Annotated in this window: 16 protein-coding genes; 5 read left to right on the top strand and 11 right to left on the bottom strand. The window is 75.4% G+C overall.

The features are described 5' to 3' along the window. Positions 1-29 precede the first annotated feature (29 nt). From B8281_RS06280 to B8281_RS06260, 5 genes are all read right to left on the bottom strand, one after another. Positions 30-1,610, bottom strand: coding sequence for a glycoside hydrolase family 43 protein (locus tag B8281_RS06280; RefSeq protein WP_085387259.1), 1,581 nt, complete (start codon positions 1,608-1,610; stop codon positions 30-32). Continuing rightward, on the bottom strand, positions 1,607-4,057 hold the full coding sequence (locus B8281_RS06275; protein ID WP_085388637.1) for a glycoside hydrolase family 3 N-terminal domain-containing protein: 2,451 nt from the start codon (positions 4,055-4,057) through the stop codon (positions 1,607-1,609). Before B8281_RS06275 ends, B8281_RS06280 begins: the two co-directional genes overlap by 4 nt. Before the next feature lie 169 nt (positions 4,058-4,226). Then, positions 4,227-5,120 carry a carbohydrate ABC transporter permease gene (locus tag B8281_RS06270; RefSeq protein ID WP_043657187.1) on the bottom strand — a complete coding sequence of 298 codons (894 nt, stop codon included), beginning with the start codon at positions 5,118-5,120 and terminating at the stop codon, positions 4,227-4,229. Then, a complete protein-coding gene (locus B8281_RS06265) occupies positions 5,120-6,148 on the bottom strand; it encodes a carbohydrate ABC transporter permease (RefSeq protein WP_074803268.1) in 1,029 nt (342 codons plus the stop codon). Before B8281_RS06265 ends, B8281_RS06270 begins: the two co-directional genes overlap by 1 nt. Positions 6,149-6,156: 8 nt before the next feature. Then, a complete protein-coding gene (locus B8281_RS06260; protein ID WP_085387258.1) occupies positions 6,157-7,446 on the bottom strand; it encodes an ABC transporter substrate-binding protein in 1,290 nt (429 codons plus the stop codon). A gap of 191 nt (positions 7,447-7,637) precedes the next feature. On the opposite strand from B8281_RS06260, the gene B8281_RS06255 reads away from it, so the two are divergent. The 3 genes from B8281_RS06255 (at position 7,638) to B8281_RS06245 (ending at position 11,126) form a co-directional block, all read left to right on the top strand. After that, on the top strand, positions 7,638-8,639 hold the full coding sequence (locus B8281_RS06255; protein WP_085387257.1) for a LacI family DNA-binding transcriptional regulator: 1,002 nt from the start codon (positions 7,638-7,640) through the stop codon (positions 8,637-8,639). A gap of 678 nt (positions 8,640-9,317) precedes the next feature. Continuing rightward, on the top strand, positions 9,318-9,737 hold the full coding sequence (locus B8281_RS06250) for a hypothetical protein (protein ID WP_034652356.1): 420 nt from the start codon (positions 9,318-9,320) through the stop codon (positions 9,735-9,737). Positions 9,738-9,842: 105 nt separating this feature from the next. Next, complete coding sequence (locus B8281_RS06245; RefSeq protein ID WP_232322698.1) at positions 9,843-11,126, top strand: PrsW family intramembrane metalloprotease; 1,284 nt, start codon at positions 9,843-9,845, stop codon at positions 11,124-11,126. Here the strand turns inward: B8281_RS06245 and B8281_RS06240 are convergent. Next, positions 11,086-11,784, bottom strand: a complete 699-nt coding sequence (locus B8281_RS06240) for a helix-turn-helix domain-containing protein (RefSeq protein WP_085387256.1) — start codon at positions 11,782-11,784, stop codon at positions 11,086-11,088. The two genes, B8281_RS06245 and B8281_RS06240, sit on opposite strands and share 41 nt — an antisense overlap. Before the next feature lie 83 nt (positions 11,785-11,867). Between B8281_RS06240 and B8281_RS06235 the strand changes: the two genes are divergently transcribed. Continuing rightward, positions 11,868-13,085, top strand: coding sequence for a benzoate/H(+) symporter BenE family transporter (locus B8281_RS06235; protein ID WP_085387255.1), 1,218 nt, complete (start codon positions 11,868-11,870; stop codon positions 13,083-13,085). A gap of 137 nt (positions 13,086-13,222) precedes the next feature. On the opposite strand, the gene B8281_RS06230 is transcribed toward B8281_RS06235, so the two are convergent. Further along, complete coding sequence (locus B8281_RS06230) at positions 13,223-15,562, bottom strand: LLM class flavin-dependent oxidoreductase (protein ID WP_085387254.1); 2,340 nt, start codon at positions 15,560-15,562, stop codon at positions 13,223-13,225. Continuing rightward, the gene (locus B8281_RS06225; RefSeq protein WP_085387253.1) at positions 15,559-16,506 is read right to left on the bottom strand and encodes an LLM class flavin-dependent oxidoreductase; all 948 of its coding nucleotides are present in this window, start codon (positions 16,504-16,506) and stop codon (positions 15,559-15,561) included. Before B8281_RS06225 ends, B8281_RS06230 begins: the two co-directional genes overlap by 4 nt. Before the next feature lie 90 nt (positions 16,507-16,596). Here B8281_RS06225 and B8281_RS06220 point away from each other — a divergent pair, with 90 nt between their 5' ends. Beyond that, the gene (locus B8281_RS06220; protein WP_081895781.1) at positions 16,597-17,136 is read left to right on the top strand and encodes a MarR family winged helix-turn-helix transcriptional regulator; all 540 of its coding nucleotides are present in this window, start codon (positions 16,597-16,599) and stop codon (positions 17,134-17,136) included. Between the two features lie 135 nt (positions 17,137-17,271). Here the strand turns inward: B8281_RS06220 and B8281_RS06215 are convergent, their stop codons facing one another. The 3 genes from B8281_RS06215 to B8281_RS06205 are packed head-to-tail and all read right to left on the bottom strand — an operon-like array spanning position 17,272 to position 20,860. Then, the gene (locus B8281_RS06215) at positions 17,272-18,714 is read right to left on the bottom strand and encodes an MFS transporter (protein ID WP_085387252.1); all 1,443 of its coding nucleotides are present in this window, start codon (positions 18,712-18,714) and stop codon (positions 17,272-17,274) included. Beyond that, positions 18,711-19,649: a polysaccharide deacetylase family protein gene (locus tag B8281_RS06210; protein ID WP_232322697.1), complete on the bottom strand. Its 939-nt coding sequence runs from the start codon at positions 19,647-19,649 to the stop codon at positions 18,711-18,713. The genes B8281_RS06215 and B8281_RS06210 overlap by 4 nt, the downstream gene beginning before the upstream one ends. Further along, positions 19,646-20,860, bottom strand: a complete 1,215-nt coding sequence (locus B8281_RS06205) for an ROK family transcriptional regulator (RefSeq protein ID WP_085387251.1) — start codon at positions 20,858-20,860, stop codon at positions 19,646-19,648. The genes B8281_RS06210 and B8281_RS06205 overlap by 4 nt, the downstream gene beginning before the upstream one ends. Positions 20,861-20,964: the final 104 nt, after the last annotated feature.

Here is a 20,964-nt window from a genome sequence, read left to right as displayed (position 1 = left end):
CGCACGCTCCCGCACGCCCGGGCGACGCGTCAGGCCACCGGCTCGTACACGAAGCGCTCGACGCGCACGACGGACGCGCTCGGGCGGCCCTCGCTCGTCGCGTGCACGCCGAGCCAGAGCCCGAGGAACCCGCCCGCGGCGGCGCTGTCGAGCGTGCGCCCGTCGACCGTCGCGACGTCCACGACCGGCCCGTCGGCGGGCCCGGCGACGAGCCCGTAGTCCTGCCCGCGCACGCGCAGCCCGACGACGACCGGCTCCACGGGGGCGGCGGTCACCGTCGTCTCCCCGACCACCGCGTCCGTGCCGCCGCGCCGGTGCACGGCGACGACGCGCCGCTCGTCGCCCGGGCCGCCGTCGACGAGGAGCCGCACGTGGTCGTCCTCGGACTGGCGCACGACGACGCCCGCGCGCTCCCCCGCCGCGGCCGGGACCTGCACGGTGACCGTCACGTCGACGTCGCGGTGCTGCTGGCGCACGCCGAGGAACGCGGGCGCGCCCGGCTCGGCGAGCGTCGTCGGGCGGACCGGGAGGTCCCAGCCCTCGCCCGCCGGGGTCGCGACGTCGCGCGGCAGGGCGCGCACCGCCGTCCAGCGCGGGTCGTCCGGGCGGACGACGCCGCTCGCCCCGCCCTGGACCGCCGTCCGGGGCGCCGGGCTCGCGAAGGGGACCTCGACGGCGTCGGGCACGCGGCCCTCGCCGGGCGCGAGGACGGGCCAGCCGTCCTCCCACACGACAGGGACGAGGAAAGTCTCGCGGCCGAGCGGGTAGTGGTAGCCGCCGTAGACACGCATCGCGAGCAGCACGGCCCACCACGAGCCGTCGGGCGCCTCGACGAGGTCGGCGTGGCCCACGCCGACGACGTCCACCCCGCGCCCGAGGTGCCGGTGCGTGAGCACGGGGTTGGCCTTGTTGCCCTCGTACGGCCCCGTGACCGACGACGCGCGCGCCACGGACACCGCGTGGTGGAAGTCCGTCCCGCCCTCGGCCGCGAGCAGGTAGTACGTGCCGTCGACCTTGTACAGGTGCGGACCCTCGGCCCACACGGCACCGCGCACGGCCCCCGTCCACACGACGTGCTCGGGGCCCACGAGCGTGCACGTCGCGGGATCGAGCTCGCGCACCCACACCTCGGTCTGGTGGAACCACTCCGGCTCGGGCGCGAGGCGCGTGCCGTGCAGCCAGACGCGACCGTCGTCGTCGAAGAAGATCGACGGGTCGATCCCCGCGACCCGCTCGCCGTCCTCGTCGCGCAGCCACACCGGGTCGGACCACGGCCCGGCCGGGTCGGTCGCCGTCATGACGAAGTTGCCGCCGCGGGAGTCGTCGTCCGGGTCCACGAGCGTGCACACGAGCCAGAACGTGCCGTCGTGGTGGCGCAGCGTCGGGGCGAACAGGCCGCCCGACGACCGGATGCCGTCGTAGTCGAGCTGCCCCGACCGGTCGACGACGTCCCCCACGTGCTCCCACGTCGCGAGGTCGCGGCTGCGCAGCACCGGCAGGCCGGGCAGGTACTCGAACGTCGAGGTGACGAGGTAGAAGTCGTCACCGACGCGGCACACCGACGGGTCGGGGTGGCACCCGGGCAGCACGGGGTTCTGGACGCGCGTCATGCGCGCTCCCCCGCCTCGACGCGTGCGGACACCTCGACGGCGACGAGCCGCTCGTCCGCGGCCGTGACCTCGTGCAGGGGGCCGGTGACGGCCAGGGTCGCGCGCGCGGTCGCCGCGCCCGGCACCACGTGCCGCGCGGCCGGCGCGGACTCGTTGACGATCGCGCCGCCGGTCGTCGACCCGAGGTCGCCCGCTCCGGGGGCGGAGTCGACGGCCGCCGCGTGCGCGCCGACCCACACCTCGACGTCGCCCGGCTCGACCACGCGCACGAGGCGGCGGTCGGAGAACGCGAGGCGCGTCGTCGGGACGCGGAACGTCACGCGGCGCGACTCGCCCGCGGCGAGGTCGACGCGCGCGTACCCGAGGAGCTGCGCGACGGGCCGCGGCACGGAGCCCACGACGTCGCGCGCGTACAGCTGCACGACGTCCGCCCCGGCCACCGCGCCCGTGTTGGTCACGGTGACCGCGGCGCGGAACGTCCCGCCCGCCGCCACGGCCGCGTCGACCTCGAGGTCCGCGTACGCGAACTGCGTGTACGACAGCCCGAAGCCGAACGGCCGCACCGGCGTCGGGTCGGTGGACGTGACGTCGGACGGCCCGCCGAGCACCGGATGGAGGTAGGAGTAGGGCTGCGCGCCGCCCGCGCGGGGCAGCGACACGGGCAGGCGGCCCGAGGGGTTCACCGCGCCGACGAGCACGTCCGCGACGGCGCGCCCGCCCTCCTCCCCGGGGAAGAAGCCCTGCACGACGGCGGCCGGGACGCCGCCGCGCGACGACCCCGCGTCGAGGGCCCAGCCGATCGCGTAGGGGCGGCCGGTGAGCAGCACGAGCACGACCGGCGTGCCCGTCGCGACGACCTCCTCGACGAGCCGTCGCTGCACACCGGGCAGCTCGAGCGACTCGACGTCGTTGCCCTCGCCGACGGTGCCGCGCCCGAACAGCCCGGCCTCGTCGCCCACGACGACGACCGCGACGTCCGCGTCCCGCGCGGCGTCGACCGCGGCCGGGATCTCCGTGACGTCGTCGCCCTCGACCGCGCACCCGCGCACGTACGTGAGGTCGGTGCCCGCCCCGGCGAGCGCGTCGCGCAGCGACTCGAGCACCGTCGGCAGCTCGATGCCCGCGGGGGTGCCCGGGTGGTGCGCGAGCACGTGGTTGACGAACGAGTAGCAGCCCATGAGCGCCTCGGCCGAGTCGGCGTCCGGGCCGACGACGGCGACGCGCCGCGGGGCGGCCGGCGCGCCGTCGGCCCCGGGCCGCACGAGCGGGAGCACGCCGTCGTTCGCGAGCAGCACGAGCGACTCCTGCGCGAGGCGGCGCGCGGTCGCGCGCTGGCGCGGGGTGTCGAGGTCGACGGCGGTCGGCGGCTCGTCGGCGTAGGCGCCGGGGTCGAGCAGGCCGAGCTCCTCCTTCTGGGTGAGCAGGCGCAGCACGGCGCGGTCGACCCACGCCTCGTCGAGCGCTCCCGACCGCACGCGCTCGGCGAGCGGCGCGAGGTAGGCGTCGCCCGTCGGCAGCTCGACGTCCAGGCCCGCCCGGAGCGCCTGCGCCGCCGCCTCGCCGCGGTCGGCCGCGACGCGGTGCATCACCTCGAGGAACGCGACGCCGAAGTAGTCGGCGACGACGACGCCGTCGAACCCCCAGCGCTCACGCAGCACCTCGGTGAGGTGCTCGGTGCTCGCGTGCAGCGGCACGCCGTCGACGTCGACGTACGACGCCATGACGGACCGGGCGCCGCCGTCGCGCACCGCCATCTCGAACGGCGGGAGGTAGACGTCGGCGAGCTCGCGCGGCCCCGCGCTGACGGGCGCGTGGTTGCGCCCCGCGCGGGAGCCCGAGTACCCGACGAAGTGCTTGAGCGTCGCGTGCACGCCCGCGTCCTGGAGGCCGCGCACGTACGCCGTGCCGACCGTGCCCACGAGGTACGGGTCCTCGCCGACGCACTCGTCGACGCGGCCCCAGCGCGGGTCGCGCACGACGTCGAGCACGGGCGCCAGGCCCTGGTGGACGCCGAGCGTGCGCATCGACTCCCCCACCTCGCGCGCCATCTCCTCGACGAGGTCCGGGTCGAACGACGCGCCCCACGCGAGCGGCGTCGGGTACGTCGCGGCCTGCCACGCGGCGAGGCCCGTGAGGCACTCCTCGTGCACGATCGCCGGGATCCCCAGCCGCGTCCCGGTCCGCAGCCGCCGCTGCTCCGCCCACAGCCACGCCGCGCGCTCCGCCGGGTCGACGGGGCGCGTGCCGTACACGCGCGTGTAGTGCCCGATCCCGTGCTGCGTGATCTCCGCGAGCCGGCCGCCGTCGGCCTGGCCGGCCGTCATCTCCGACTGCATCGGGGCGACGGTGCCGTTCTGGTCGAGCCAGTAGCCGACGAGCTGCGCGAGCTTCTCATCGAGGGTCATGCGCGCGTGGAGCGTGCGCACGCGCTCGGAGACCGTGGGCATCTGCGGGGGTGCGGGGCGGGGGGTCGGCGCGGGGCCGGCGCCCGGGGCCGGGCTGCCGAGGGGTGCCGTCGGGACGGCAGGGACGACGTCGGTCACGGGACCGTTCTCCTTCGGTGGTGGCCCCGTCCCGCGCGCGGCGCGGGACGGGGCAGGGTGCGGACGGGCGTGGTCAGCCCTTCACGGCGCCGGTGAGGCCCCCGACGATGCGCCGCTCGAACAGCGAGAAGAAGACGAGCGCGGGGATCATCGACAGGGAGGTGAAGGCGAGCACGCGGGCGGTGTCCACGGAGTACTGCGACGCGAACGCCTGCACGCCCAGCGGGAGCGTGTACGACGTCTCGTCGTTGAGGATGAAGAGCGGGAGCATGTAGCTGTTCCAGCTCGCGACGAACGCGAGGATCCCCACGGTGATGACGCCCGGCAGGGACAGCGGCACGACCATCCGGAAGAAGAAGCCGAGGCGGCTCGCGCCGTCGATCGACGCGGCCTCCTCGATCTCGCGCGGGATGGCGCGCAGGAACGGCACGAGGATGATGACGGTCGTCGGGAGGGCGAACGCGATCTGCGGGAGCACGAGGCCGCCCACGGAGTTCATCAGCCCGAGCGAGCGGATCATGATGTACAGCGGCGTGATCGCGACCGTCATGGGGAACATCAGGCCCGCCGCGAACAGCGCGTAGAGCGCGCCGCGGCCCACGAACGAGTAGCGGGCGATGACGTAGCTCGCCATGAGGCCGAGCACCACGACGCCGAGCGTCGTGAGGAGCGCCGCGACGAGCGAGTTCCCGAGCTGCTGCCAGAACAGCGAGCTCGACAGGACCTCGACGTAGTTGACGACCTGCCACGGGTCGGGCAGGCCCGACGGGTCGGCCGTGATCTGCGCGTTGGTGCGGAACCCGCCGACGACGATGTACGCGATCGGCGCGAGGCACACGCCCACGAGCAGCCACGCGACCACGTAGGTCAGCGGGCCGCCCCGGCCGATGCCGGAGCCGCGGGGCTCCTTCGGGGTCTTGACGCCGGCGGGACGCTCGGGCGCGGGTACGGCGGTGACGGTGGCCATCACTTCTTCCCTTCCGTGATCGCGCCCTCGGTGTCACGGCGCAGGACGTACCGCTGGTACACGAGCGCCACCGCGAGGGAGATGAGGAACAGCACGACCGCGACCGCGCTGCCGTACCCGTAGTTCCCCGCGTTGCGGCCGTTCGCGACCATGTAGGTCGCCATGGTCGACGTGCCCGCCGTCGAGGCCACGTACTGGCCCCAGATGATGTAGACGAGGTCGAACAGCTGGAGCGAGCCGATGATCGACAGGAACGCCCAGATGCGGACCGTCGGGCCCAGCAGCGGGAGCGTGACGTAGCGCTGCGCCTTCCAGTAGGACGCGCCGTCGATCGCGGCGGCCTCGCCCAGCTCGTCGGGGATGCCCTGGAGGCCCGCGAGGAAGAGGATCACGGCGAAGCCGATGTACTTCCACGTGATGATGAGCAGCAGGGTCCAGATCGCGACGTCGGGGTCGGCGAGCCAGTCGACCGCGAGGAACCCGAGGCCGATCTTCTCCAGCAGGTCGTTCACGGCGCCGGTCGTCGAGAGCATGAGGCTGAACCCCGTGCCGACGATCACCTCGGACACCACGTACGGCACGAACACGAGCACGCGGACCACCGAGCGGCCGCGCATGCGCCGGTTGAGCATGAGCGCGACGACCACCGCGACCGGGCCCTGGAGCACGAGCGACATGAGCACGATGAACCCGTTGTGCCGCAGCGCCGCGAGGAACTCGGGGTCCCGGAAGATCGTGAGGTAGTTCTCGAACCCCACGAAGTCCGTCGGCGGGCCGAAGCCCTTCCACTTGAAGAACCCGTAGTACGCCGCCATCAGCACGGGGACGATGACGAACGTGAGGAAGACGACGAGCGCCGGCCCGGCGAGCACCGCGATCTCGGCTCGCTGGCCCCAGCGGCCGCGGCGCGGGCGGCGGGCCCGCGCCGCGGCGGCCGGGGGCGGCCCTGCCACGGCGCCAGCGCCGCCCCCGGCCCGGTCCTCGGGCGTCGTCGTGCTCGGCGAGGTCTCGCCCTGGGACACGGTCATGGCTCCGGCTACTCCTTGGCCGCTGCGGCGTTCGTCGTGTCGACGATGTCCTGCGGCGTGCCCTTGCCGGCGAGCAGGTTGACCACGGAGGTGTTGAGCGCGTTGCCGACGTTCTGCCCGAACAGCGTGTCCAGCCAGACGGTGACGTACGGCGCCTCGTTGTAGGCCTCGAGGATCGAGACGAGCGCGGGCTCCGTCACGACGCCCTGCGCCTCCTTGCTCGCGGGCAGGGTGTGGAACGCGGTGGCGTACGCCTCCTGCGACTCCTTCGACATGATGAAGTTGAGGAACTCCGCGCACTCGGCGGGGGCCTGGGCCGAGCAGGAGAAGCCGTCGACGCCGCCCATCATGGCGCCGGGCTCGCCGTCACCGCCCTCGACCGCCGGGAACGGGAACCACTGCAGGTCCGCGAGCGGCTTCTCGTCCGGCGTGAGCGACGCGATGACGCCGGGGTTCCACGCGCCCATGAGCTCCATGGCCGCCTGGTGGTTCGCGATGAGGCCCGCGGACGAGCCCGCGCCCTGCTGCGCGGAGGTCGTGAGGAAGCCCTGGTTGAAGGGCTCCGTCTCGGCGAAGGCCTGGAGGTCCTCGCCGGCCTTGAGCCAGCACGGGTCGTCGAAGCTGCGCTCGCTCGCCGCCGTGTTGATGGTGTCCTGCGAGCACTCGCGCAGGGCGAAGAAGTAGTACCAGTGCGCAGCCGGCCACGCGTCCTTCGCGCCGAGCGCGATCGGCGCGACGCCCGCGGTCTTGAGCTGGTCGACGACGCCCTCGAGCTCGTCGATCGTCGTCGGGTTCGCCGTCACGCCGGCCTGCTCGAACAGGTCCTCGCTGTAGTAGACGCCGCCCGGGAGGATCGAGACCGGCATCCCGTAGACCTTGCCGTCGACCGTGAAGGCGCTGAGCGCCGCGTCGCCCACGGCCTCGCGCGTGGTGTCGTCGATCGCGTCGGTGAGGTCCATCGCCTGGCCGGCCTCCACGACGTCGGCCAGCTTGCCGCCGCCGCGCGCCATGAAGATGTCGGGCGCGTCGCCCGAGTTGAGGGCCGTCTGGAGCTTGCCGTCCATGTCCTCGTTCTGGATGGCCTGGATCTCGATCGTGACGCCGGGGTTCGCCTCCTCGAACGCCGCGACCGTCTCCTCCCAGTAGGCCTTGCCCTCACCGGTCGTGGAGTTGTGCCAGAAGGTCATCGAGACCGAGCCGTCGTCCGAGCCGGAGTCGCCTCCGCCTCCGCAGGCCGTGAGCACGAGCGTGCCCGCCAGGGCGACGGCGGTCGCCGTCAGGAGCTTCCGAGACTTCATCGTTCCGTCCTCTTCGTCGAGTCGCACCGGGGCGCACGCTGCCTCGAGCGCGCCGGGCCGCCACCGCTGTGGGGCCGCCGGTAGCGACTCTGGCAGGCGCGACCCGGTCGTGTCAATCGATATCGATAACGTTTTACACACGACGTGGCGCGGGCCGCCGGACGCCCTCGCCAGGGGCTACTGTCATCCCCATGCGCTCCACGGGAAGAGTCACGATCGGCGACGTCGCGCGCACCGCCGGCGTCTCCGTCGCGACCGTCTCCAAGGTGATCAACGGTCGCTACGGCGTCGCGCCCGAGACCTCCCGCCACGTCCAGCAGGTCATCGACGACCTCGGGTACGAGTCGTCGATCGTCGCGAGGAGCCTGCGGAGCAGCAAGACCAACGTCATCGGGATCCTCGTCGCCGAGTTCGAGCCGTTCTCGACCGAGCTGCTCAAGGGCATCTCCGAGGCCGTCGACGGGACCGGGTACGAGCTCCTCGCCTACTCCGGCGGCCTGCGCCGCGACGACCGCGTCGGCTGGGAGCAGCGCTCCCTGTCCCGCCTCGGCGGCACCCTCATCGACGGCGCCATCCTCGTCACGCCCACCGTCGTCGCGCGCGGCAGCTCGATCCCGGTCGTCGCCGTCGACCCGCACCGCGGCCCCTCCGACCCCCCGACCGTCGACTCCGACAACCTCGCCGGCGGCCGCACCGCGACGCAGCACCTCCTCGACCTCGGCCACCGCCGCATCGGCTTCCTCGCCGGCCGCCCCGACCTCGAGTCCGCGCGCCTGCGCGAGCAGGGGTACCGCGAGGCGCTCGCCGACGCGGGCATCGCCTTCGACCCCGACCTCGTGCGCGTCGGCGGCTACCGCCCCGACCTCGCGGACTCCCCCGCGCACGAGCTCCTCTCGCTCCCCGAGCGCCCCACCGCGATCTTCGCCGCCAACGACCTCTCCGCGATCCGCACCATGGAGGTCGCCGCCGAGCTCGGCCTCCGCGTGCCCGACGACGTCTCCGTCATCGGCTTCGACAACGTGCCCGAGTCCGCGCTCACCACCCCGCCCCTGACGACCGTCGACCAGCCCATCCACCGCATGGGCACCGAGGCCCTGCGCCTCATCGTCGACCTCGTCGAGGGCCGGACGCGCGACCCCCACGTCCGCCTCCCCACGACCCTCGTCGTCCGCGGCACCACCCGCACCGTCTGACCGCCCCCCGCCGCGAGGAGGTGCCGCCGTCGCGAGGTAGAGCCGTGGTCCCGCGAGGTAGAGCCCTGGTCGGCCGAGGTAGAGGCGAGGTCCCGCCGAGGTAGAGGCGAGGTCCCACCGAGGTAGATCCGTGGTCCCACGGGGTGGAGCCCTGGTCGGCCGAGGTAGAGCCCTGGCTCCGCGGGGTAGAGCCCTGGTCGGCCGAGGTAGAGCCGTAGTCGGCCGAGGTAGAGCCGAGGTCACACCCGACGCCGCGGCCTCGCCGCGGCGTCCAGGCTGACCGTGCCCGACGTCGGCCAGGCACCCGGGGCGGCCAGGTCGCCCGTCGGGACCGGGGGCGGGCCGACCAGGCCATCCGGGCAGCGCGAGCAGGCGATTCCGGCGCGTCCGTCGGCCCGGACGTGCCGGAACCACCTGCTCGACACGACGGCGGTCGGTCCGCGCCCGGCGACCGTGGCGCCGCCGCGGGAGGTCGCCCGGGCGGTTCTCGCCTGCGGGGCACGAAAGGCGGGGCGACCTCCGCCGTCGGCCCGGCGACCAGGGCTCTACCTCGCGGGACCGCGGCTCTACCCCGCGGGACCAGGGCTCTACCTCGGAGGGGTGACGGCGTCGGAATCCTGGGCGCCTCGTCGTCGTTATGTCACCAGTACCACTGTCGACAGACCTTGAGGAGGTCAGGTGGCCCGCCTCGCACGCCGCGTCCAGGTCGAGAACGACTTCGGCGAGATCATGCACTACGACCGTCACACCGGCGGCGGCTTCGTGTCGCCCCACGCCCGCGTCCCCGAGTCCGTGCCCGTCGGGTGGGGCACCTACGTCGAGAAGGGCGCCGTGGTGGGCCACGGCTGCCGGCTCGGCGACGGCACCTGGATCGACCGGGACGTCGTCCTCGGCCGCGACGTCCGCGTCGGCGACAACGTCCGCATCGCCCCCGAGGCGCGCGTCGGCGACCGCGCCCGCGTGGGCAGCGGCGCGCGCGTCGGGCGCCGGGTGCTCGTGGAGGCCGGCGCCGTCGTCCCGCCGGACGAGATCGTGCCCGACGACGCGACCGTCCGCCGCCGGGGCGGCCTGCGCTCCGGGTACGACGTCGCGGCGTAGCCCCACCCCCCGGCCACCGCGCGGCGCGACCTCCCCCGGCCCCCGCGCGGCGCGCCGGGCGGACGCCTTCCCGCGTCGCCCACCGGGTGCGTAGCCTTACCGCCCGTGACCTTCCCGCCGCACGGCCCGGCCGTCCCCCCGCCCCAGCAGCCGCCGCACCCGTTCGGCCCGGCGGGTGCCGCCGTCCCGCTCGACCCGCGCGCGGTGCTCGAGGGCCGGCCGCCGGGCCGCGCGCGCGTCGGCGTCATCGTGACGATCGCCGTCGCGAGCCTGTGCCTCCTCGTGGGCCTCGTGCTCGCGGCACTGTCCGGGGTGGGCACGTTCACGGTCGGGCTGCTGCTCGCGCTCGTGCCGCTGGGCATCTGGGTGCCGGTCGTGCTCGCGCTCGACCGCCTCGAGCCCGAGCCGCCGAGCGCGCTCGTCGTCGCGTTCCTGTGGGGCGCGGGGATCGCGACGCTCGTCGCGGGGATCCTCAACACGCTCGGCCTGGAGCTGCTCACCGCGCCGCTGTTCGGCGAGGAGGTCGGCTGGTACGTCGTCGCGTCGTTCGGGGCGCCGTTCGTGGAGGAGATCCTCAAGGGCGCGGTGCTGTTCGGGATGCTCTGGTTCCGGCGCCACGAGATCGACGGCTGGACCGACGGCGTGATCTACGCCGCGATGGTCGCCCTCGGGTTCGCCGCGGTCGAGAACGTCACGTACTTCATCATGGCCGCGCAGGACGGCACGCTCGGCCCGACGTTCGTGCTGCGAGCCATCGTCACCCCCCTGCTGCACCCGCTGTGCACGGCGCTCACGGGCCTCGGCGTCGCGAGCGCGGCCACGAGCCCGCCCGGGCCGCGCCGCGTGCTCGCGCCGCTCGGCGGTCTCGCCGCGGCGATCGCCCTGCACATGCTGTGGAACGCCTCGACCGGCTTCGGCCCGCTCGCGCTCGGGGTCGCGTACCTCGCCGGGCTCGGGGTGCTGGTCACGCTCGTCGTCCTGCTCGTCCGGGACCGACGCCGCACGGTCGCGACGATCCAGCGCCAGCTCGTGCCGTACGTCCCGACGGGCCTCGTCACGCCCGCCGACCTCGCGATGCTGTCGACGCTCGCCGCGCGCCGCCAGGCGCGCGACTGGGCCCGCCGCACCGGCGGCGCGGGGGCCGCGCACGCGATGCGCGACTACCAGCAGGCCGCGACCGAGCTCGCGCTGCTCCACGACAGGGTCGAGCGCGGCGCGGTCGAGGCGTGGCGCGTCGAGGGGCAGCGGCGCGCGCTGCTGCAGCTCATGCTCACGGCGCGCCAGGCGTTCCTCGTCCGGGCCCCGCAGCCGCCGCCGGCCCCGTGGTCGCCGGGAGCGCCGTCGGGGTTCACGTCCGGCGCGTGGGCACCGGGACCGGGCCTGCGGTAGCGGGCCGCTCGCCGCGTCGCGGGGGCGTGCGGATGACGAGCACCGCGTCGACGGGTGCCCCGTCGAGCGCCCGGTAGGAGTGCTCGGCGTCCGACACCCAGCGCAGCTCGTCGCCCACGGTCACCACGGCCTCCGCGCCACGACGCCCCGCGCGCAGGCGGCCGGACGTCACGAGCAGGTGCTCGACGACGCCCGGCCCGTGCGGCGGCGACGTGCGGTCCGCGGAGGGCTCGAGGTGCAGGTGGTAGACCTCGACGGCGGTGCCGTCGGGCAGGTGGTGGGCGTCGAGGAGGCGGGCCCGGACGCCCTCGGACGACACCTCCGACCCCGGCCGCTCGGCGAGGAGCGTCGCGAGCGGGACGCCGAGCGCCCCGGCGAGCGCGTAGAGCGTCGCGAGCGTGGGGTTGCGCGCGCCGTGCTCGATCTCGGAGAGCGAGCCCTTCCCGACGCCCGCCGCCGCCGCGAGCGCCGACAGCGACAGCCCGCGCTCGGCCCGCAGCGCCCGGATCTGGGCGGCGACCGCGGCGAGCGTCTCGTCCCCGCGGCGGTCCGACGGCGCGGGGGCACCACCACCCGGGGCGTCGTCCGGCCCTGCGCTCGCCCCTGTGCCCGCTCCTGTGCCCGCTCCTGCGCTCGCCTGCGCTCCCCCGTCGCTCACGCGCGGCAGCCTACCGGCCGTGACCCAGGCCACTCTGGTAGCGTTCCGCAAACAGAACGGCTCGGCACGTCCGCTGGAGCAGCATGGAACCCGACCCGGAGCGCCTGCGCCCCGTCCTCGCCGGGCTCGTCACGGCCCTCGTCGGCTTCACGAGCTCGTTCGCCGTCGTGCTTGCCGGCCTGCGCGCCGTCGGCGCCACGCCCGACCAGGCCGCGTCCGGGCTCCTCGCCCTGTGCGTGACGCAGGCCGTCGGCATCCTCTGGCTGACGACGCGCCACCGCACCCCGCTCACGCTCGCCTGGTCCACGCCCGGGGCCGCGCTGCTCGTCAGCACGGGCGCGGTCGCGGGCGGCTGGCCCGCCGCGGTCGGCGCGTTCTGCGTCGTCGGCGGGCTCGTGCTGCTCACCGCGCTCTGGCCGCGCCTCGGCGACCTCGTCGCCGCGATCCCCACCCCGATCGCCCAGGCGATGCTCGCGGGCGTGCTGCTCACGCTGTGCCTCGCGCCCGTCCGGGCGTTCGTCACGACGCCGCTGCTCGTCGCGCCCGTCGTGCTCACGTGGCTCGTGCTGCTGCGGTTCGCGCCGCGCTGGGCCGCGCCGGCGGCGCTCGCGGTCACGCTCGCGATCGTCGGGTACGAGGCCGTGGGGAGCGGCACCCTCGCCTGGGCCGACGCCGTCCCCCGCCTCGACCTCACCGTCCCGACGCTGTCGTGGCAGGCGGTCGTCGGGCTCGCCGTGCCGCTCTACGTCGTGACGATGGCGTCGCAGAACGTCCCGGGCGTCGCGGTGATGGCCTCGTTCGGCTACCGCGTGCCGTGGCGCGAGACCATGACCGTCACCGGCCTCGCAACGCTCGCGGGCGCCACCGCCGGCGGGCACGCGATCAACCTCGCGGCGATCTCCGCCGCGCTCGCCGCGGGACCCGAGGCGCACCCCGACCTCCGACGGCGCTGGGTCGCCGCCCACACCGCGGGGTGGGCCTACCTGGCGCTCGCCGTGGGCTCGGCCGGGCTCGCCGCGCTGGTCGCGGCCGCGCCCGCCGGGCTCGTCGAGGCGGCCGCCGGGCTCGCGCTCGTCGGGACGCTCGGGGCCGCCGTCGCGGGGGCGGTCGCCGAGCCGCGGGGCCGCGAGGCGGCCGTCGTGACGTTCCTCGTCGCCGCGAGCGGGACGGTCGTCGCGGGCATCGGCGCCGCGTTCTGGGCCGTGCTCGCGGGCCTCGCCGTCCACGCGGTGCTCACGCTGCGCCGTCGGGCACCCACCCCGGGGCAGAGCCCCGGTAGCCCCCAGGTAGAGCCCCGGTAGCGCGAGGTAGAGCCCTGGTAGCGCGAGGTAGAGGCGTGGTCGTGACCACGCCTCTACCTCGGCGGACCGGAGCTCTACCTCGGCGGACCGGAGCTCTACCTCGGCGGACCGGGGCTCTACCCCGGCGGACCCGGGCTCTACCTCGGCGGGACGACGGCGGGCTCGGGCTCGTCCGTCGGGTGCGGCCCGAGGACGGGCAGGTTGTCGCGGAAGACGTTCGTCGGGTCCACGCGGCGCTTGACCTCCCGCAGCCGCTCCAGGGTCGCGGGCGGGAAGGCGTCCGTCACGCGCTCGGTGCGCAGGTCCGTGTCGAAGCTGAGGTACATACCGTCGAACACGTCGGCGAGCGCGTCCCACCGCGCGTCGAGACGAGACCGGCTCGCCCCCATCGCGACGACCGAGAAGTTCGCGGACCGGTGCGCGTACGCCGTGGCGTCGGCGGGGACGTCCGACGCCGCACCGCCCGTCGAGCGGATCTGGAAGAAGTACGTGTCCCCGCTCGCGACGAGGCCCGCGAGACGCGCCGACGCCTCCGGCGTGAGGTGCTCCAGCAACCCGGACCGCGACACGGGCTCGCCCTGCCCCCCGTGCGGGCCGGGCGGGGGCGCCGAGACGACGGCGTCGTACGGCACGATCTGCGCCGTCGCTCGGGCGAGCAGCGGGGAGATCGCCGCGAACGGCTGGAGCCGCGCGAGGACGGTGTCCGGGTCGTCGGAGTCGACCATCGTCATGGACTGCGCGACGAGGGGCTGCCCGGGCCGCGGCCGCCCCACGATCAGGAAGCTCGTCGTGTCCCGCGGCGAGGCCTCCACCGTGGCGCCCCAGCGCTCGAGGAACCCGGCGAGGTCCGACGCGTCGTGCACCATCTGGGCGAACCCCACCGCGGACACCTCGTCCGCGACGAGCTCGAACGACGTGACGATCCCGACCTGCGCCCCGGCGCCGCGCACGGCCCAGAACAGGTCCGTGTTCTCGTCGTCGCTCGCGCGCACGACCGAGCCGTCCGCGAGGACGACCTCGACCGCGCGCACGTGGTCGATCGTCAGGCCGTGCGCCCGGCCGAGGAAGCCGATGCCGCCCGCGGTCGCGAGACCGCCCACCCCGACGCCGCCGGAGTCGCCCGACGTGATCGCCCAGCCGCGCGGGGCGAGCGCCGCCGCGACGCCGCCCCACCGCGCGCCGGGGCCGACGCGCACGAGGCGCGCGGCGTCGTCGAGCACCTCCACCTGGTCGAGCGCGGCGAGGTCGAGGACGATGCCGCCGTCGTTCGTCGAGCGCCCGCTGATCCCGTGCCCGCCCGAGCGGACGGACAGCGGCACCCGGCGCGTCACCGGCTGGGCGCGCGCGAAGGCGAGCGCCTCGACGACCTCCGCGGTGTCGCGCGGGCGCAGCACGAGGCCCGGCGAGCCGCCGCGCAGGTAGTTCGAGCGCACGCCCGCGTACGCGGCGTCGCCCGGCTCGACGGCGCGCTCTGCGAGCGAGGCGGGGACGTCGTCGTAGGCGATGCCGTCGCGACGCGCGGCCCGCACGGCGAGCGGCACGACGCGCGACGTGTCGGTGCCCCGCTCCGCGCGCGCGGCGTCGACGGCGTCGCGCAGGGCGGGCGCGACCTCGTCCGCGAACCGGCGGGTGCTGCGCTCGTCGTCGGTCGCGAGGATCAGCGTGGAGACGCCCTCGTCGAGGACGAGCGGCAGGAGCCGCTCGACCCAGGCCTCGGGCGGCCCGGAGAGGTCGGGGGCGCCCCCGAGGCCGGACGCTCCGGCGTCCGCCTCGAACGTGCCCGACACGTTGAGCAGCCGCGTCACCTCGCGCGGGTCGCGCCCGACGGCGGCCGCCGCCTCGTCGATGCGCGCGTTGCCCGCGCGCAGCCCGTCCAGGCCGACGCGACCCAGCGACGGGAGCCAGCCGTCCGCCTTCTCCCCCACGAGGCGCAGCATCCGCGGGCCGAGCGCGCCCAGCCACAGCGGGATGCGGCGCGTGGTGCCCGGGCCGGGCGTCGCGCCGTCGAGCCGGTGGTGGCGGCCGGGCACGAACAGCTCGCCGTCGCCGTCCTCGCCCCAGATCGCACGGATCACCTCGATCGCCTCGGCGAGCGCGTCGACGGACTCCCCCGGCGCGAGCCGACGCGTGCCCATCGCCGCCATCGCGTCCCAGAAGGCCCCCGCCCCGAGGGCGAGCTCGACGCGCCCGTCGGAGAGCAGGTCGAGGCTCGCCGCCGCGCGCGCCAGGACGGCGGGCGGGCGCATCGGGACGTTGACCACGTCGGGCGCGACGTGGATGCGCTCCGTCGCGGACGCGACGTACGACAGCAGCGTCCACGTGTCGAGGAAGCGCGGCTGGTACGGGTGGTCCTGGAACGTCACGAGGTCGTAGCCGGCGTCCTCCGCGACGCGCGCGAGCCCGACCGTCGCCTCCGGGTCCTGCGCCGACGGCGTGACGAACGTGCCGAACCGGAGCGGGTGGCCGTAGTCGGTCATGCGCGGGCCCCGCCGTCGGACGGTGCGACCGGTGCCGGGCCGTCGGTCGTGCCGCGCGCCGCCGCGACGAGCTCGCGCGCGGCGGGCGCGACCTCCTGCCCCACGACGGCGAGCGTCGTCGGGTCGTCCCCGCCGACGATCCACGTGGACACGCCGTGCTCGAGCGTCACCTCGGCGACCTGCTCGGCCCACTGCCGGGGCGACCCCTGGAGGAACCCGGCGCCGCCGTCGGCGGTGAACCGGCCGCCGACGTTGAGCAGGCGACGCACCGCGCGCGGGTCGCGGCCCGCCTCCTGGGCGGCGGCGTCGATCGTCGCGTTGCCCTGCGCGAGCGCCTCGAAGCTCTGCAGGTACGCGAGCGACGGGAGCCAGCCGTCGGCCTGCGCGCCGACGAGGCGCAGCATGCGGGGCTTGAGCGCCCCGACCCAGATCTCGACGTCGTGCGCGGGGGCGGGGCCTCGCTTGGCGCCGTCGACGTGGTGGTACGTGCCGCCCACCTCCAGGCGTTCGCGCGTCGTCGTGTCCCACAGCCCGCGGATGACGTCGATGCCCTCGGAGAGCGCGTCGACGGACTGCCCCGCCGTGAGGCGCTCGCCGCCCATCGCGACGATCGGGTCCCAGAACCCGCCCGCGCCGAGGCCGAGCTCGACGCGCCCGCCCGAGAGCCGGTCGAGGCTCGCGACGGCGCGCGCCAGCACGGCCGGCGGGCGCAGCGGCAGGTTGAGCACGTTGCCCGCGAGGCGGATGCGCTCGGTGCGCGCCGCGACCCACGACAGCAGGGTCCAGGTGTCGAGGAACGCCGCCTGGTACGGGTGGTCCTGGAAGGTCACGAGGTCCAGGCCGACCTCCTCGGACAGCTGCGCGAGCGCGACCGCCTGCTGGGGCGCCGCGGCGGTAGGCGTGACGAAGGACCCGAAGCGCAGGTCGTGGCCGTAGTCGGGCATAGCTCCTCGCGATCTCAAGATACGTTGTTAGACAGAACATATCGAGAACAGATAGGTGGTGCAACCGCATTCCCGCGGTACCCTGAGCGGATGAGCACGAGCGCGACGACCGCCGCACCCACCGGCCCGGCCGAGCTCCCCGGCCGCCTCGAGGACCTCGGCTGGCACCTCGGCGTCCTGCTGCGCGCCTACCGCGCGACCGTCGAGCAGGCGCTCGACGACGTCCCGCACGGCACGCGCGGCTACCAGGTCCTCGTGACCGTCGCGCAGGGCGACCACCCCACGCAGCTCGCGCTCGCCGAGCACCACGGCATCGACCGCACCGTCATGACGTACCTCGTCGACGACCTCGTCGCGTCCGGCCTCGTCGAGCGGCAGCAGAACCCGGCCGACCGGCGCGCGCGCCGCGTCGTCGCGACGCCCGAGGGCCGCCGTCGTCTCGCCGGGTGGGCCGCCGCCGTGCACGACGCCGAGGAGGAGCTCCTCGACATGCTCTCGCCCGACGAGCGCGGCACCTTCCGCACCCTCATGCGCCGCGTCGCGTGCGACCTCCGGGACATCGACGCCAGCACCGACCCGTGCGCCGTCGCCGAGCACACCCTCCGCGGCACCACCACCCCGCCCAGGTAGAGGCAGGGTCCGCCGAGGTAGAGCCAGGGTCAGCCGAGGTAGAGCCGTGTGCGCCTCGCGCGCGACCACGGCTCTACCTCGCGCAACCGGGCCTCTACCTCGCGCGACTCCGGCTCTACCTCGCGGGGCGGGGGGCTACCTCGGGAGGGGGTCCGCGGCGGTCGGTGACGCGTCGGCGTCGGCGAGGGCGGCGTCGGTGCCCTCGGGGTCACGGCCGCGCAGCGGGTAGAGCCAGAAGCACACGAAGGCCAGGGCGGCGATGAGGACGGGGACGCCGCCGAGCAGGAGGCGCACGCCCGTCGCGACGCCATCGGGCTGCACGACGTCGCCCGCGCCCTCGACATACCCGCTCGCGGAGAGCACGGCCGCGACGAGGACGGCCTGCACGATCACGGACCCGCGCACGACGAACCCGTTCGCCCCGAAGTACATGCCCTCGCGGCGCAGGCCGGTGCGGCGCTCGTCGTCGTCGATGACCTGCGCGAGCGCGACCTCGAGCACCTGCATGAGCCCGGCCACGCCGACGCCGACGGCGAGGCCCGCGAGCGCGGCGCCGAGCACGGTGGTCGGCACGAGGTAGAGGCACGTCGCGAGCCCGTACACGGCGACGACCCACAGCATCGTGGAGCGCGGGCCGATGCGGCGCACGACCCACGACCATCCGACGATCGCCGGGATGGCCGCGACGAAGATCGGCGCGAGGAGGAACGTCGCGTCGGCCTCCGCCCCGCCGAGCACGTAGCGCACGTAGAACGGCACGGCGGCGAGCACGATCGCGGTGGTGCTCTGCAGCAGCAGCGAGCCGAGCACGTAGGTGACGAACGCCCGGTTCGCGAACGTGTAGCGCAGCTGGGCGCCGAGCCCGACGGCGGCCTCGCGCTCGCGCACCGCCGCGACGTCGACGGGGCGCTCGACCATGCCGGCGAGGGACCACGCGAAGAACCCGAGGCTCACGACGGCGAGGAGCAGCGCCATCCACGTCCACCCGAGCGTCCCGTACAACAGCGGGGCGCCGGCGGTGCCGAGGATCATGCCGACGAGGCCGAACATCTGGCGCGGCGCGTTCCCGCGGGCGCGCTCCGCCGTCGTGCGGAAGATCTCGGGGAACAGCGCCGAGACGTTGAGCACGACGACGACGTACGCGACGTCGTACACGGCGACGACGACGAGGAACCACACCACGAGCCCGGTGGGGCTCAGCGCGGGCGGCATCCACACGAGCGCGAACGCGACGACGAGCGGCACGACGCCGAGCCCGATCCACGGCACGCGACGGCCCCAGCGGGTGCGCCGCCGGTCGGAGGCCGCGCCGACGAGCGGGTTGAGCACCGCGTTGAGGACGCCGTGCGCGACCATGGCGCCCGCGACCCAGCCGGCGGGCACGCCGAGGTGGTCGACGTAGAAGTAGACGACGAACGCGGAGAACGTCTGGAGCAGCAGGTTCGCGGGGAACGCAGACGCGCCGTAGGCGACGGTCTGCGCGCGCGTGGCCGCGCCGACGAGGCGGCGGTCGCGCACGCGGGCGAGCAGCCCCCCGCTCGGCACCGTGCCCGATGGCGTCCCGGACGGCGCGCTCATCGCTCGCCCCGCTGGACCGCGCGCAGGTCGCGCCAGCCGACGCGGACGAGGCCCTCCTCGGCGACCACGGCCGCGACGGCCGGGTCGGCGAGGAGGCGGTGCTCGAACCCGCGCTTCGGCGCGGCGTAGTCGGCGACGTCGCCGAGCTCGTCGTCGTCGAGCATGGGGTGCAGGTAGATCTCGGTGACGCCGGCCGGCACGCGGCGCAGCAGGTCGAGGAAGCCGTCGCGGACGTCCTCGTAGCCCTCCGCGTCGTCCGTGCCCTCGCCCGCGAGCTCGAACGGGTGCGTCCACAGGCGGTCGACGAGCACGACGCCGAGCGCGTCGGCCGCCGCGGTCGCCTGGTCGAGGAGCGGCTGGAAGTCGCCGGGCGGCAGGAGCATCCCGTCGGTCGTGCGCGGCAGGCGGAACGGCAGCCCGTGCCGGGCCGCGAGCTCGAACACCTGCGGCAGGAACGAGCGCCCCGTCTCGAGCCCGTAGACCGAGCCCATGTGGTTGTCCAGGTGCGAGACGTCGACCCCCGCGGCGAGCGCCGCGTCGAGCTGCGCCGCGAGCTCGACCGCGACGTCCTCGGCGCGCGCCTGCTGCTCGACGGTGCGCACGTCGCGCGGGAAGTACCCCGCGTCGTCGACGAGCGACGTCCCCGTCCCCGTGAGGGGCCGCCACCGGTAGCGCGTCCACTCGCTCGTGAGCACGAGGTGGACGCCGACGTCGACGGGGTGGGCCGCGGCGAACGCGAGCGCGTCCGGCGCCCAGCCGCACGGCACCATGACGGTCGCGGAGTCGAGGTGCCCGGCGAGGAGCAGCTCCGAGATCGCGCGGTTCGCGGCCCGGCACATGCCGTAGTCGTCGGCGTTGAGGATCACGGCGCGCGCGTCGTCCGCGAGGCCCAGCCGGGACACCAGGTCCGACGGCGGGCCGCCCGGCTCGGTCACGACGCGGCCTCCGCGCGCTCGTCGTCGGCGTCGCCGCCCTCGCCCGGCGCGGAGTGGGCCGCGGCGGCGCGGAACACCTCGTCACGCAGCGCGTCGCTCGCGGACCGGGCCGCACCCACGACGACGGCGTCGCTCGTGAGCTCGGACGGGACGACCCGCACGGGCAGCACGGCCAGCTTCTCGCCGAGGAAGCGCTGCACGCGCTCGGCGATCGGCGGGCGTGCGGCGTGGTTGGTGAGCACGAAGAGCTCCGGCTCGACGACGAGCGCGACCGCCGCCGCGACGACGCCGATGCGCTCCGCGACCTCGTCGAGCACGTCGCACGACGCGCCGTCGCCGTGCTCGGCGCGGTCCACGAGGTCCTTGACGGCGATGTCGTCCGGGAGGCCGTTCTCCTTCGCGATGGCCGCGATCGACGACGCCCCGAGCGTCTCCGAGCCGAGCGACCGCCCCGGGTGCGGGAGGAAGGACACCTCGCCCGCACCGCCCGCCGCACCTCGGTGGAGGCGACCGTCGAGGACGAGTCCGGCCCCGAAGCCGTCGCCGAGCCCCAGCACGACGAAGGTCCGGACCCCCGCCGCGACGCCGTCGCGCTGCTCCGCGAGCGCCGCGAGGTTGAGGTCGTTCTCGAGCGTCACCGGGCAGCCGAGCGCGTCGACGAGCGCGTCGTGGAGGTCCGTGCCGCCCTTCTCGAAGCCCGGCACCCGGCGGATCGTCGCGTGGTCCGGGCTGACGATCGACGGCACCGCCGCGACGGCGCGCGTCACCTCGACGCGCGCGCCCTCGGGCAGCCGGGCCTCGACGTCGGTCACGCACGCGCGGGCCAGCTCGGCGGCGGCGCGGGCGCGCGCCGTCGGGGTCGGCCTGACGTCGCGCCGCTCGGCGCGGGCACGGATCGCTCCCGTGACGTCGACGAGCGCGACCCGCACGCGGTCGCGCGCGACGTCGATCCCCAGCCCGAACGCGTAGTCCGGGTCGACCCGGTACAGCGTCGCGGCCGGGCCGCGACGGTCCCGGTCGAGCCCTGCCTCCGTGACGACGCCCGTCGCCTCGAGCGCGCGCAGGGTCTGCGCGACGGTCGTCTTCGACAGGCCGGTCGCCGCGACGACGTCGGGTCGGGCGACCTGCGCGCCGGTGCCGAGGACGTCGAGCACGGCGCGCGCGTTGAGGGTGCGCAGGAGGGCGGGGGTTCCGGCGGGAGTGGTGTCCATCTGGTCTCCGTCGAGCAGTGGGTGGTCGAGCAGACATGTCCGGGCCGAGCAGGTAGGGCGGGAAGTTCCCTACCCGCCGGAGACTAACCGCGCTGCCTGTGGTT

Source organism: Cellulosimicrobium sp. TH-20 (assembly GCF_002105775.1).
In the GTDB taxonomy this organism is placed as follows: Bacteria; Actinomycetota; Actinomycetes; order Actinomycetales; family Cellulomonadaceae; genus Cellulosimicrobium; species Cellulosimicrobium funkei.
Note: the sequence above shows the minus strand (reverse complement) of the source record. Positions and strands in the feature narration are given on the sequence as shown.

Coding starts and splice junctions, on each gene's coding strand:
- B8281_RS06260 (WP_085387258.1), bottom strand. CDS start 7,446: ATGAAGTCTCGGAAGCTCCTGACGGCGACCGCCGTCGCCCTGGCGGGC.
- B8281_RS06215 (WP_085387252.1), bottom strand. CDS start 18,714: ATGAGCGCGCCGTCCGGGACGCCATCGGGCACGGTGCCGAGCGGGGGG.
- B8281_RS06230 (WP_085387254.1), bottom strand. CDS start 15,562: ATGACCGACTACGGCCACCCGCTCCGGTTCGGCACGTTCGTCACGCCG.
- B8281_RS06220 (WP_081895781.1), top strand. CDS start 16,597: ATGAGCACGAGCGCGACGACCGCCGCACCCACCGGCCCGGCCGAGCTC.
- B8281_RS06235 (WP_085387255.1), top strand. CDS start 11,868: ATGGAACCCGACCCGGAGCGCCTGCGCCCCGTCCTCGCCGGGCTCGTC.
- B8281_RS06225 (WP_085387253.1), bottom strand. CDS start 16,506: ATGCCCGACTACGGCCACGACCTGCGCTTCGGGTCCTTCGTCACGCCT.
- B8281_RS06265 (WP_074803268.1), bottom strand. CDS start 6,148: ATGACCGTGTCCCAGGGCGAGACCTCGCCGAGCACGACGACGCCCGAG.
- B8281_RS06270 (WP_043657187.1), bottom strand. CDS start 5,120: ATGGCCACCGTCACCGCCGTACCCGCGCCCGAGCGTCCCGCCGGCGTC.
- B8281_RS06205 (WP_085387251.1), bottom strand. CDS start 20,860: ATGGACACCACTCCCGCCGGAACCCCCGCCCTCCTGCGCACCCTCAAC.
- B8281_RS06275 (WP_085388637.1), bottom strand. CDS start 4,057: ATGCCCACGGTCTCCGAGCGCGTGCGCACGCTCCACGCGCGCATGACC.
- B8281_RS06280 (WP_085387259.1), bottom strand. CDS start 1,610: ATGACGCGCGTCCAGAACCCCGTGCTGCCCGGGTGCCACCCCGACCCG.
- B8281_RS06255 (WP_085387257.1), top strand. CDS start 7,638: ATGCGCTCCACGGGAAGAGTCACGATCGGCGACGTCGCGCGCACCGCC.